We start from the raw sequence: 12,498 nt of genomic DNA, 5'->3' as shown, positions 1-12,498 counted from the left end.
AGATGGCTACAGCGGTATCGACGTCGGCGCTTCAGTGCGGCCATCATCGAACCGTTCGTGCAGGGTGGCGAGGACGGCCGCGCAGGTGGCCCGCTCGGCGGGGTCGATCTGGTCCAGGACCCGGCTCAGCTCGCGGCGCCGCCGGACAGCGGCCTGTTTGACCAGCTTGCGGCCCTGTGGCGTCAGCTCCAAGGCGACGATTCTGCGGTTCGACGGGTCGGCAACCCGCACCAGATGGCCTGAAGCGTGTAGCCGGTCGGCCAGGCGGGTGACCGATGACCCGGCCACGCCGAGCACCTTCGCGCACTGCGTGGAGGTGGACCGGCCCCGCTCCTGCAACACCGCCAGCAGCCGGAACTGTGGCAGCGAAACCTCAAGCTGTTCCAGGCTGCGCAACGCCACCCCGACCAGATCGCGGGTCGCCGTTTCGAAGGCCAGCAACTCGTCGACGGCGGTTTTGGTCATCCGCGTTCGGCAAGCTGACGCCGCAGCTCGCGGGTTTCCTCGAAACGGGCGGTGACATCACGCAATGTGGCGGCGATACCGAGCAGTTGGCCGTGGGCGTCGGCCAGCGGGTGGATGACGAACTCCACCGAGATCGTCGAGCCGTCTGCCCGCACGGCCGGCACGGCGAGCATGTCCCCGTCGCCGTAGCGGCTCTTCCCGGTCTCCATGACCTGGTGCCACCCGGCCCAATGCCGGGCGCGCAGCCGCTTCGGGATGATGAGGTCCAGCGACTCGCCGACGGCTTGCTCGGCGGAAAACCCGAACAGTCGCTCGGCGCCGCCATTCCAGAACGTGATCAACCCGTTTCGGTCGGCGGCCATGATCGCATCAGGCCCGGACAACAGTGCAGTGGCGATCATCGTCTCGTCCATAAATTTCAGTATTGCACTCGACAACTCTTGCTTTATGCAAGATTGGTGGTCATGGTGACGCCGAATACCGGATCGACGAGGCGGAAGTGATGTTTTGGGGTATACGCCCCGATTGACAGCCCTGAGAACAGCCCAACTGAACGGAGATTGACATGAGTGCATCCCCAACCGGCTCGACCACCGGCAGCGGAGCGCCGGCTGCCAGCGACCGCAATTCGCTGACGGTCGGCGCCAACGGGCCCATCGTCTTACACGATGTGCACTTTCTCGAACAGATGGCGCATTTCAACCGGGAACGCGTGCCAGAGCGCAGCCCGCACGCCAAGGGATCCGGAGCCTTCGGCGTACTGAAGGTCACCGAGGACGTCTCGCAGTACACCAAGGCCGCACTGTTCCAGAAGGGCACCGAAACCGACCTCCTGGTGCGGTTTTCCACCGTGGCCGGGGAGCAGGGCAGCCCGGACACCTGGCGCGACGTGCGTGGCTACGCGATGAAGTTCTATACCTCCGAAGGCAATTACGACCTCGTCGGCAACAACACCCCGATCTTCTTCCTGCGTGATCCGATGAAGTTCCCGCACTTCATCCGCAGCCAGAAGCGGTTACCCGATTCCGGGTTGCGCTCAGGCCAGATGCAGTGGGACTTCTGGACTCTCAATCCTGAATCGGCACACCAGGTTACATATCTGATGGGGCAGCGGGGCCTGCCGCGGACCTGGCGGCACATGAACGGTTACGGCTCGCACACGTTCATGTGGGTCAACGCCGGAGGCGAGAAGTTCTGGGTCAAGTACCACTTCCACACCGAGCAGGGCATGGAGTTCCTCACCAACGCCGAAGCCGCGGCATTGGCCGGTGAGGACGCCGACTTCCACCGCCGGGACCTGTTCGAGGCCATCGAACGCGGGGAACATCCCAGCTGGCGACTCTCGGTGCAGGTGATGCCCTACGCCGAGGCTGCCGACTACCGGTTCAACCCGTTCGACCTCACCAAGACCTGGTCGCATGCCGACTATCCGTTGATCCAGGTGGGCACCTACACCCTGAATCGCAACCCGGAGAACTTCTTTGCCGAAATCGAACAGGCCGCCTTCTCCCCGGGCAACACCGTGCCCGGCATCGGCCTGTCGCCGGACAAGATGTTGCTGGGCCGCGCTTTCGCGTACAACGACGCCCAACGCAACCGGATCGGCACCAACTTCCACCAGCTGCCGGTGAACCAGCCGCGCGATGGCGTCGACGTCAACACCTACATGTTCGACGGCCAGATGACGTATCACCACTCCGGTGCCGCGGCGGTCTACGCGCCCAACAGCACCGGTCGCTCGTTCGCAGACATCACCGGGCCCGCCGAGGACGGCTGGGAAACCGACGGCGAGCTGCTGCGTGCGGCCTACAGCCTGCATTCCGAGGACGACGATTTCGGTCAGCCCGGCACGATGGTGCGCGAGGTGTGGGATGACGCGCAACGCAGCGCGGCGGTCGAGCAGATCGCCGGTGCGCTGCACGGCGCGGTCACCGGTCACGTCTTGGAACGCGCTTTCGAGTACTGGCGCAACGTCGATACCGACCTCGGTGAGCGCATCGAGAAAGCCGTACGCCAGGGCGGTGTCCCCGAACCCGTCGACGGGATGAGTGAAGCCTGACGCCCGGCTGCACCAACTGATCTCGACGAATCCCGCCCGCAAAGCCACTGCCTCCCGTTAGCGTGCCAAAGGTCGAAGTGGACGCACAGGGGGGGCGGGGATGACACGAGTCGCAGCGTGGGTGGGTGCCGGGGTTTTCACGGCGGGGATATCGGCGGCCATGCTCGCCGGCGCGGGAACTGCCCACGCCGATCAGGACGGGGGATCGAAGAAAGACGCGGGGTCGGCCGCCACGCACAACGATTCCTCGCAGCGATCCCATCAGCGGAAGGCGCGCACCGCGAAACAGCGGGTGAAAGCCGAGGTTTCGGGCGCCAGGGCAGTCAGAGCTGCCAAAGCAGAGAAGGCCGACAAGGAAGACAAAGCCGAGAAGGCCGAAAAAGTCGACAAGACGACCACCGCCGACGCCCCCGAGCGCGTCACTGATCCAGTTACGGCCAAGGCGCGCACGTTCTTTCGGGATGACAGCGCGGCCACCGTCGAGGAGGCACCACGAGCCGTCGAGGTTCGCGTGCGGCCGCCGATCAGTATCCGCTCGGCGCTCACCGCAGCCCGTGAGCGGGTGAATCCGCCGGCGCCGTCATCGACGCCCACGCCGGCCACCGAACCCGAGGCCCCGGTCGGCACGGTGCTGCGCGCCGCCATGACGAAGGATCAGGCCGACGCCGGGCGTATCCGAAGCCTCGCCTCGACGGCCGCGACCCCGAGCCCGCGCGATCCCCTCGAGCCGATCCACGATGTGCTGCGCAGCCTCGGAGCCCTGGCGCTCAACCCCGAGCCGCAGCAATACCCGAAGCCGTTGTCGCTGCTCGGTGACGTCATCTTCGACACCCTGGCCACGCTGGAACGCGTGGTCGGCGGTGACCCGGTGATCCCGCCGGGCCTGCGGGATTCGGTCCAGGTCAGTACCTCCACCCTGGTGATCTCCGAAGGCCATGAGGTCGAATCGAATTGGTATGTCCCCACCACGCAGGAGGGCCAGCCCGCACCCACCCGGATGATCTACCTGCAACACGGGTTCCTGGCCAACGGCCCGCTCTACAGCTACACCGCGTCGTACCTGGCTCATTCGACCAACAGCATCGTCGTCACCACCACCTTCACGTCGAACCCGTTCGAGGCCGACGGCATGTGGCTCGGTGGTGACAACCTGCACGAGGCAGTCGCTCAGTTGTTCCTCGATCCGGACCGCACCGCGCTGAACGCCAGCCTGGACACCGCCGAGCTCAAGGCCGGTCGCACCGGCGAACTCGACGTGCCGTTGGACTTCGTGCTCGTCGGGCACTCGCTCGGCGGCGGCTTTGCCCCCGGGGTCGCGGGGTACTACGCCGAGGGGCTGACCCGCCGGCGTGACGAAGGCCTGGAGGCACCCAATCACCTGGCCGGTGTGGTCACCTACGACGCGGTGCCCATGGGGTCGATCGTCCCCGACGCGATGAGCCGGCTCGACGAACTGGAAACAAACGGGACGCTCGATCCGAGCGACGACGATCCCAACGACTACATCCCGATCTACGAGATCGGCGCCCCGCTGAACTTCCTCAACGTGTTCAGCGACGTCAACGACCAGTTGTCTGAGGCCAGGCCGGGGCAGTTCACCGGTGTGGTGCTCGAAGACGGTGTGCACATGGATCCCATGCAGGGCGGCAACCCGCTGATCCAGACCGTGGCCTACCTCGTCGCCGGCTTCCCGCAACCGCAGAACCCGCTGGCGGTGCGGGAGCTGTCCTCCGGATGGATCAACGACATGTTCGACGAGAAGATCGATCCCAAGACGGGGGCGTGCCAAACCGACTGCGCGGGGCAGTACGGCGACGGCGACGACACGTTCACCATCACCACCGCCGAGGGCAACGCCGTGGCGGTGTTGATCGGCACGCAGAAGGCCACCGATCTCACGTCGTTGAGCGCCATCAGCTTGACCGACTTCATCTCGGCCATCCCGGCCGGCGTGCTCAACGGGTTGGAGACGACGTGCGATCTGTTCTCCGGCGGCAGATGCGTAGTGTGACCGGAATGCTGAGCAGTATCAAACACACGCTGCAGCGGGCGGCCGAATCGGGACAGGCGGTCAGGCGGCTGGCCGCCACCGGCGTGCTCGACCTGACGGATCTCAAGTCGACGGTCCGGGCCGCCAAACTCGCCCCGGTCTACGGACCGCAGGCCACGATGGCGATCCAAGGCGCCCACCGATTCCCGACCCTGCCGGCGATCGTCGACGAGCGTGGCACGTTGACCTACCAACAGATCGACGATCAATCCTGGGCGCTGGCACATGGACTGCAGTCACTCGGTGTGGCCGAGGGATCGGTGGTCGGTGTGTTGTGCCGTGACCATCGCGGTTTGGCGGTCGCGATGGCCGCGTGCGGCAAGCTGGGCGCCCGGATGGTGTTGATGAACACCGGCTTCGCCAAACCGCAGTTCGCGCAGGTTTGCGAGCGCGAGAAGGTCAGCGTGATGCTGCACGACAGCGAGTTCCTCGGGCTGCTCGACGCGCTGCCCACCGAGCTGCCGCGGGTGGTGACCTGGGTGGACGACGGCGCCGAGCTGCCCGCGGGCGCCCATACGCTCGACGAGCTCGTCGCTGCGAATTCCACCGCCCCGTTGCCGGCGCCGACGACGGCGGGTGGTTCGGTCATCCTCACCAGCGGCACCACCGGGCTCCCGAAGGGGGCGCCCCGCGGTTCGGTGTCACCTCTGGCCACGGCGCAGCTCATCGACCGAATCCCGTTCCCCAGCAAGGGAACCATGGTCATCGTCTCGCCGATCTTTCACAGCACCGGCTGGGCCACGTACGGCGTCGGCGCGGCGTTGGGCAACAAGATCGTGACCGCCCGGCGGTTCAATGCCGAGGGCACCCTGAAACTCATCGCGGAGCATTCGGCTGACATGCTGGTGGCCGTTCCGACCATGCTGCACCGGATGGTCGAACTCGGTCCCGACGTCATCGCCAAGTACGACACGTCGTCACTGAAGGTCATCCTGATCGCCGGGTCCGCGCTGAGCCCGGAGTTGTCCACGCGGGTGCAGGACACGTTCGGCGACGTCCTCTACAACATGTACGGCTCCACCGAATGCGCCATCGCGTCGGTCGCCACCCCAGCCGAGCTGCGCGCCGCGCCCGGCACCGCGGGCCGGGCCCCGGTCACCTGCGAGGTGGTGCTCTACGACGAGCACGACCAACGCGTCCACGGCCGAAACCGCCGCGGCCGCATCTTCATCCGCAACGGTGCGCCCTTCCAGGGCTACACCGACGGTCGCACCAAGCAGATCATCGACGGCTACATGTCCAGCGGCGACATGGGCCACTTCGACGACGACGGGCTGCTGTTCGTCGACGGCCGCGACGACGACATGATCGTCTCCGGCGGCGAGAACGTCTTTCCGCAGGAAGTGGAGAACCTGCTGGAGCAACGCGACGACGTCGCCGATGTGGCGGTGGTCGGTGTCGACGACGTCGAGTTCGGAAAGCGGTTGCGCGCCTTCATCGTTTCCGAGCCCGGCGCCACGCAGGACCCAGCCGACATCAAGCAGTACGTCAAGGACAACCTGGCGCGCCACAAGGTGCCACGCGACGTGGTGTTCATCGACGAACTGCCGCGCAACGCCACCGGAAAGCTCCTGCGGCGGGTGTTGACCGAAATGCAGGTCGACCCCTGAACTACCAGACGCGCACGTAGTCCACGAGCATGTCGGCCGGATAGGTGCCGCCGCTCGGGTCTTCTCCGCCCGATCCCGCGACTGCGAGGTTGAGCACCACGAACATCGTGTAGCCCGGTTGGTTGAACGGCCAGTCCGGCAGCTGGCTCGCCGCGACCTCGAAATAGGGCTTCGCGCCGTCGGTGTAGTCCTGCCAGAACCGGGCACCGTTGGCGTCCCACTGCGTTCGCCAGGTATGCCAGCCGGTGTCGACGGCAATGTTGTGGGTCTCCCACTCACCACCGTTGGACTTCGCGTGGACGGTGGTGGCCGAGGGCCACTTGCCGTTGCCGTACCACTCGACGATGTCGAGCTCGCCCTCACCGAGGGTGCCCAGCCAGAACGCCGGCCAAGCACCCGCGGTCAGGCAGTTGAACTTGATCCGGGCCTCCCAGGTGTGCCCCGCACCGCCCTCCCACACGCTGGCCAACTTGGCCCCGTAGTAGGTGTCGCCTTCCTTCGTGGCGCGGATGACGAGATTGCCCTTGCCGTCGAGGAACGCGTTCTTACGGTCGTCGCGGTACTGGCCGATACGGCCGGGTTGCTCCCAGTACGTGGGGTCCTTGATGGTCTCGCGGGCCTTGGCGATGGTCCACTTCGCCGTGTTCGGCGACGAGCCCGCCGGCCCGTCGAATTCGTCGGCGAACACGTAGTTCACCGCGGACGGCGCCGGGACCCGCGGGGCCTGGGGCTTGGCGGGCAGAGCGTGGGCCTGCTGGGCGGGCAGCGCCGCCGCCATCACGCCCAGACCCGACAACATCATCATTTTTCGACGGTCCAAGTTGGCCATGGTGCACCACGATAACCCGGCACCCGCATCTCCTGGCTCCCGTTGGCATGCTCACACCGGGCGCCGTCCGGTTTCAACCCTGAGCGCGATGGCTATCGCTGAGGGGAAGCTGCACCGGAATTGGAGGAGAAGATGAGCACCGACGACACCGGCGCGAGCGCCAATGACCTGGGCGGCGCCGATGACATGTTGAGCCCGATGGAGGCCACCGATTCCGACGACGTGCGCAACGACGACGGCGACGAAGTGGTCGACCCGCCGGAGGACTGGAGCGAGGCCACCAAGTTCGGTGTGTCCGCGGCCGAGGAACGTGAAGGCGAATCGCTGGATCAGCGGCTCGCCGAGGAGGAGCCGGACGTGACCGTCGACGACGTCGACCCGCGCGACGCCGACGGTGTGGCCGACGAGTCGATCGGTTCGGACGCCGGCCTCGACGGCCCGGGCGAGCACCACGGTCAGATCGACGGGACGCCCGAGGACGGGGACTCGCTGTTCACCGTCGTGGAGGAGTGAACCGCGGAGTGAACCGCGGAGTGAACCGCGGAGTGAACCGGGGCCCGATCAGAAATCGGGCGTGCTGACGTCCTGGAGTGACTGCTCAGGGCCCGAGGGTGCGATGGTTCCGGGCATTTGCGATTCGGAAGGGGTGGCCTTGCCGCCGGTGGACGGCGTGCACTGCGATCCGCCGACACCGGGTGGGCACAGGTTTGGCTCGGTAGGTGTCGAAGCTGCCGGCGGAGCCTCGGGCGAGTTGGGCACCAGGTACGGCGTGCACGTGCCGGTGTAGACGTCGCCTTCCTCACCGGTCGGGCAGTCGGCCAGGGGAGCGACCGAGTTGTGCGGTGCGGCAGCGATTCCCGTGACCGTCGGGGCCAGCGCCACGAGCGCGAATCCGCAGGCTGCCAGTAGCCGGCCGGTCATCGGTTTTGCCGTCATCTGTTCCCGCTTTCTCCAGTCCGAACGTGGTGAGCCGAACGATCGACCTGACCGTATCGTGTCGACGCGTTCTCGGCACGGCAGGCGCGTGGGTCAGTCGATGACCGCGGCGGCCTTGTGCTCGGTGATCGGTGCGGCCAACTGCTGCTCGTCACAGACCCGTTGCAGTTTCTCCAGTGTCTGCGCCAGACCTGGACCGCGCCGCGGGCCGGGGGTGAAGGTGGCGGGCAGATGTTGCATGCCCTGGATGACCCCGATGGTCTCGTAGTGCTTCGTCCCGGCCGGATCGCAGCGGTAATCGGGGATTCGGTCGAGCACCCCGGTGAGCATCGCCTTGAACACCGTGCGGGCCACATTGGACCCGATGCAACGGTGGACGCCGAGCCCGAAACTGAAGTGACGGTTGCCGGTGCGGTCCATCTTGAGCTCGTTCGGAGCGTCGAAGACCCGCGGATCGCGGTTGGCCATCGCCCACGACAGCCACAGCCGCTCACCTTCTTTGAGGTCGACGCCGGCCACCTCGATGTCCTCGGCCACGGTGCGGCCGTCCCCGGGGGCCGGGGTGAAGAACCGCAGAAACTCCTCCGTCGCCGAGTCGAGCAGCCGCGCGCGGTCACGACGCAACCGCTCACGCTCGTCGGGATGTTGGGACAGCCACTCCAGTGAGTGCGCGGTGAGCGCCGTGGTGGTGTCGAAGCCGCCGCCGATCAACAGCATGAGCATGCCCATGATCTCGCTGTCAGGAGCGGGTTGACCGTCGATCCGCATCCGCACCATGGCGTCGATCAACCCTGGCCGCGGCGTCTCGCGGATCACCGCAACGTGCTCCATCATGTGCACCGCCGAGGCCACGGACAGGTCGAAAACGCGCTTGGCATCGGGGGAGTCGGCGCGGGTGTACACCGATGCGTGGGCGGGCTCGCAGTAGATCTCCCACTCGGCCAGCGGGACACCGAGCAGTCCGAGCGTCAGCACCGCCGGGACGATGTTTGCCAGATCGTCGACGAAATCGATGCTGCCGCTTTCGATCTTCTCGTCCAGGCAGGCCCGCACCAGCTCATCGGCCACCGGCTTCCACCGGGCCACCGCGGCCGGCGACAGATATCCGTTGAGCGGTGTGCGGTAGGCACGGTGTTCGGGATCGTCCATCTCCAACATGCCGCCGCGAAACTGTGTGCTCGACTCGGCACGGGGAATGCTGATGCCCAAGTAGCCTTTTCGTTCACCGAGGAAATCGAAATCGTTCGAGATGTGCGGGCAGCGGGCGAGTTCGAACACTTCGCTGCTACCGGCGGCCACCCAGTGCCCGCCGTAGGTGTCGGTCCAGGCCAGCGGACAGGCAGCCAGCATCTCCGAGGTGATCGGCTCGAACTGGTCGCGGTATTGCGGAGTGTGCCGGTCGAAGTGGTAGCTGTGGCGTTCGCGTCGGGTGTCACGCCGTGGCCCGGCTGTCGCGCGGTCGGTCATCTGCACCTCCAACATCGTTGTCGGTATGCAGCTGAGGATAGGAACTATCCGCCGCGCCGTGGGCGGATCCCGGGAACTACACGCAATCGATGCAGAGCTGCTGTTCACCCTTCTGCAGGGCCAGCCGGTTGCGGTGTTGCACCAGGAAGCAGCTCGAACAGGTGAACTCGTCCGCCTGCTTGGGGACGACGCGCACGCTGAGTTCCTCGCCGGTGAGGTCCGCGTCGGGCAGGTCGAACGAATCGACCACCTCATCCTCGTCGATGACCGCGGTGTTGGCCGCGGTGCGCCGCTGGGCCGCCAGCTGTTCGAGGGACTCGTCGGCCGACTCGTCGGTTTCCTTGACGCGCGGCGCGTCGTAATCGGTAGCCATGATGATCCTCCTGGTAACAGACCAATGCTTGGCCAACGCCACAGCGGGACTCGTTGTTCCCCGGGCGAACAGCCGGTAAACGTCGGATGCACGTTAGCCGTTGCGGGCCGGACAGTCGTCATCCGCCGAACGTGATTCTGGGTACAGTCTTGCCCGTGCATGACGATGTCAGGGATCCGGATGCCGAACCTTTCGACGAGCTCGACGACTATGACGCCGAGGACCTGGAGTCCAACGGTCAGGTGATCTCGATCCGCCGCGCCGACGGCGAGGAGATCCTGACCATCGTCGCCCAGGACGACGAGTGGAACGTCGATCTGCAGCCCGGCGGCTCCGTGCAGAGCGCTTTCCTGGGTTCTCGACGTGACACCCCGGTCTGGATCAACGCCCTTGAGGGGCAGATCGAGCGCGACGACGACGGCACCTACGTCATCCGTATCGACTGACGGTTGCGCTCTCACTGAGCGCAAACATGGTGTTCAGGCCCGCGCTCGTCGATGGTGACGCGGTGTCCTCTCTGCGTGTAGTGAAGCTCGGCGCCCACATCGGGGCCCGCATCGACGGAATCGACGTCAACGGAAACCTGGATGCGGACACGGTGTCCGCGATCAACGATGCCCTGCTCGAACACAAGGTCATCTTCTTCCGGGAGCAGTACCACCTCGACGACGACGGCCAGCTGGCGTTCGCCCGGCTGCTTGGTATCCCCACTGCGGCCCACCCGACCGTCACCTCACGCGGTGACCGGATCCTGCCCATCGATTCGCGCTATGACAAGGCCAACAGCTGGCACACCGACGTGACGTTCGTCGACCGCATCCCCAAGGCCTCGTTGCTCCGCGCGGTGACGCTGCCGGACTACGGCGGGACCACGACGTGGGCCTCGACCGAGGCCGCCTACGACCGGCTGCCCGAGCCGCTGCGGGTGCTGGTGGAGAACCTGTGGGCGGTGCACACCAATCAATACGACTATGCGGCCGATTACGACGGGCGCCACGACGATCTCGCGGACGCCGAGAAGCAGTATCGCGACGAGTTCGTCTCCGAGTACTACGAGACCGAACATCCGGTGGTGCGGGTCCATCCCGAGACGGGTAAGCGGGTGCTGCTGCTCGGGCACTTCATCAAACAGTTCGTCGGGCTCAGCGCTGCCGAGTCGGCCACCCTGTTCCAGCTGCTGCAGAACCGGGTGATCAAGTTGGAGAACACGATTCGCTGGAACTGGGAGCCCGGTGACCTGGCGATCTGGGACAACCGGGCCACCCAGCACTACGCGGTGGCCGATTACGACGATCAGTTCCGCCGGTTGAGCCGGATCACGCTGGCCGGCGATGTCCCGGTCGACGTGCACGGCCGGCGCAGCCGGTCCGTCGCCGGTGACGCGTCGCGGTACTCCGAGGTGGTCACCCCCGTGGTGGCGCTGGCCGGCTGATCAGAGCCGGTCCATCTCACGGGCCATCAGGCTGTGTTCGAGGTAGGACATCCGCGGCGGGTAATGCGGACGGACCTCCCGCGTGCGCCAGTGCGTCACCGCCGATGACACCGCGTGTGACATCGCCTCTGACATCGTCGCCATGAGGGTGTGCCGCGGCGGGGCCCCCACTGCCACAGCGGTGCTGAACAGCACCTGTTGTTCGGTGATCAGTACGGGCTCGTGGGTGTGGACGGCCGGTGTGGTCTGTGGTGCGGCTTCGCGTCTGAGGACGGAAACCGGATGGAAAACGCTCATGTCGGACTTCCTCTGAACCAGGCGCTGAACTTCCCGACGCCCTGATGCAGAAAACGTACGGCCGTTGGTGGCGTTACCTCACGAGTAGTGCACTACTCCTTTCCCCGGTTTTCTCGCCCGTCATTGCAAGAACTTCAGGAGTCGCCGAGCCACCTCATCCGGCTGGTCCTCGGCCAGGAAATGTGTTGCGTCGACGGCGGCTCCGGATACGTCCTCGGCCCACCGTGCCCACAGCTGCAGCGGCTCGTACCACTTGTCGATCACACCGCGGGAGCCCCAGAGGACCAGCAGGGGCATGGTGATCTTTCGCCCGGATTCGCGGTCGAAGCGATCCAGTTCGGAATCGATGCCAAACCCGGCCCGGTAGTCCTCACACATCGCCTCGATCGTGTGCGGCCGGCGCCACGAAAAGCGATACGCCTCCAGCGCCTCGGGGGCGAACGTCGTCACCTTCATCAGCGAGCCCTCGAAGAACGCATCCGGGTCGTGGCCGATCAGGGTCTCCGGATAGGGCGCAGGTTGCGGCAGGAAGAACCAGTGCCAGTAACCGAAACCGAAGTCGCGATCGGCAGTCTCATACATCTCGACAGTCGGCACGATATCGAGCACAGCCACCCGCGAGACCCGCCGTGGATGATCCAGCGCCATCCGGTAGGCAACCCGGCCGCCGCGGTCATGACCACACACCGCGAACCGATCGAATCCCAACTCGTCCATGGCCGCCACGAACTGAGCCGCCCAGGCCCGTTTGGAATGCGGCACGTGATCGGCCGCTACCGGTGGTGCCTCGGAAGCACCATAACCCGGGAGGTCACCGACGACGACGGTGAAGTTGCGCGCCAGCAGCGGTGCGACGGCATGCCACATGACATGTGTCTGTGGATATCCGTGCAACAGCAGCAGCGCCGGTCCGGTACCGCCTACCCAAAGTGCAATCCCGTTGGAGGCGCGGTGGAAGTCGAAGCCATCGAACACCAGCC

14 protein-coding genes are annotated in these 12,498 nt (G+C 66.0%); 6 read left to right on the top strand and 8 right to left on the bottom strand.

Annotated features, from left to right (window positions below; genetic code table 11):
* Positions 1-6: 6 nt before the first annotated feature.
* A complete protein-coding gene (locus A5733_RS20165) occupies positions 7-465 on the bottom strand; it encodes a MarR family winged helix-turn-helix transcriptional regulator (RefSeq protein ID WP_076241413.1) in 459 nt (152 codons plus the stop codon).
* On the bottom strand, positions 462-878 hold the full coding sequence (locus A5733_RS20160; RefSeq protein WP_076241412.1) for a PAS domain S-box protein: 417 nt from the start codon (positions 876-878) through the stop codon (positions 462-464). The genes A5733_RS20165 and A5733_RS20160 overlap by 4 nt, the downstream gene beginning before the upstream one ends.
* A gap of 152 nt (positions 879-1,030) precedes the next feature.
* Between A5733_RS20160 and A5733_RS20155 the strand changes: the two genes are divergently transcribed.
* The 3 genes from A5733_RS20155 (at position 1,031) to A5733_RS20145 (ending at position 6,184) form a co-directional block, all read left to right on the top strand.
* On the top strand, positions 1,031-2,524 hold the full coding sequence (locus A5733_RS20155) for a catalase (protein ID WP_076241411.1): 1,494 nt from the start codon (positions 1,031-1,033) through the stop codon (positions 2,522-2,524).
* A gap of 100 nt (positions 2,525-2,624) precedes the next feature.
* Positions 2,625-4,535 carry a hypothetical protein gene (locus A5733_RS20150; RefSeq protein WP_142254108.1) on the top strand — a complete coding sequence of 637 codons (1,911 nt, stop codon included), beginning with the start codon at positions 2,625-2,627 and terminating at the stop codon, positions 4,533-4,535.
* A gap of 5 nt (positions 4,536-4,540) precedes the next feature.
* On the top strand, positions 4,541-6,184 hold the full coding sequence (locus A5733_RS20145; protein WP_076241450.1) for an acyl-CoA synthetase: 1,644 nt from the start codon (positions 4,541-4,543) through the stop codon (positions 6,182-6,184).
* Position 6,185: 1 nt separating this feature from the next.
* Here A5733_RS20145 and A5733_RS20140 read toward each other — a convergent pair whose 3' ends face one another.
* Positions 6,186-7,013, bottom strand: a complete 828-nt coding sequence (locus A5733_RS20140; protein WP_067773710.1) for a family 16 glycosylhydrolase — start codon at positions 7,011-7,013, stop codon at positions 6,186-6,188.
* 132 nt (positions 7,014-7,145) lie between these two features.
* On the opposite strand from A5733_RS20140, the gene A5733_RS20135 reads away from it, so the two are divergent.
* Positions 7,146-7,526, top strand: coding sequence for a hypothetical protein (locus A5733_RS20135; RefSeq protein WP_076241409.1), 381 nt, complete (start codon positions 7,146-7,148; stop codon positions 7,524-7,526).
* A 48-nt stretch (positions 7,527-7,574) separates the two neighbouring features.
* Here the strand turns inward: A5733_RS20135 and A5733_RS20130 are convergent, their stop codons facing one another.
* From A5733_RS20130 to A5733_RS20120, 3 genes are all read right to left on the bottom strand, one after another.
* Positions 7,575-7,949, bottom strand: a complete 375-nt coding sequence (locus A5733_RS20130) for a hypothetical protein (protein WP_083666332.1) — start codon at positions 7,947-7,949, stop codon at positions 7,575-7,577.
* 93 nt (positions 7,950-8,042) lie between these two features.
* The gene (locus tag A5733_RS20125; RefSeq protein WP_076241448.1) at positions 8,043-9,416 is read right to left on the bottom strand and encodes a cytochrome P450; all 1,374 of its coding nucleotides are present in this window, start codon (positions 9,414-9,416) and stop codon (positions 8,043-8,045) included.
* Between the two features lie 76 nt (positions 9,417-9,492).
* The gene (locus A5733_RS20120; RefSeq protein WP_067773714.1) at positions 9,493-9,789 is read right to left on the bottom strand and encodes a DUF4193 domain-containing protein; all 297 of its coding nucleotides are present in this window, start codon (positions 9,787-9,789) and stop codon (positions 9,493-9,495) included.
* 155 nt (positions 9,790-9,944) lie between these two features.
* Here A5733_RS20120 and A5733_RS20115 point away from each other — a divergent pair, with 155 nt between their 5' ends.
* Both A5733_RS20115 and A5733_RS20110 read left to right on the top strand, forming a co-directional pair.
* The gene (locus A5733_RS20115) at positions 9,945-10,235 is read left to right on the top strand and encodes a hypothetical protein (RefSeq protein WP_231965798.1); all 291 of its coding nucleotides are present in this window, start codon (positions 9,945-9,947) and stop codon (positions 10,233-10,235) included.
* Between the two features lie 26 nt (positions 10,236-10,261).
* Positions 10,262-11,221: a TauD/TfdA family dioxygenase gene (locus tag A5733_RS20110; RefSeq protein WP_083666330.1), complete on the top strand. Its 960-nt coding sequence runs from the start codon at positions 10,262-10,264 to the stop codon at positions 11,219-11,221.
* Here A5733_RS20110 and A5733_RS20105 read toward each other — a convergent pair whose 3' ends face one another.
* Together A5733_RS20105 and A5733_RS20100 are read right to left on the bottom strand one after the other, a co-directional pair.
* Entirely contained in the window at positions 11,222-11,518 is a 297-nt protein-coding gene (locus A5733_RS20105) for a hypothetical protein (protein ID WP_076241408.1), read from the bottom strand.
* A gap of 120 nt (positions 11,519-11,638) precedes the next feature.
* Positions 11,639-12,493, bottom strand: coding sequence for an alpha/beta fold hydrolase (locus A5733_RS20100; RefSeq protein ID WP_198938898.1), 855 nt, complete (start codon positions 12,491-12,493; stop codon positions 11,639-11,641).
* Positions 12,494-12,498 lie beyond the last annotated feature (5 nt).

It is taken from the genome of Mycobacterium sp. NS-7484 (assembly GCF_001953975.1).
Classification (GTDB): domain Bacteria; phylum Actinomycetota; class Actinomycetes; order Mycobacteriales; family Mycobacteriaceae; genus Mycobacterium.
Note: the sequence above shows the minus strand (reverse complement) of the source record. Positions and strands in the feature narration are given on the sequence as shown.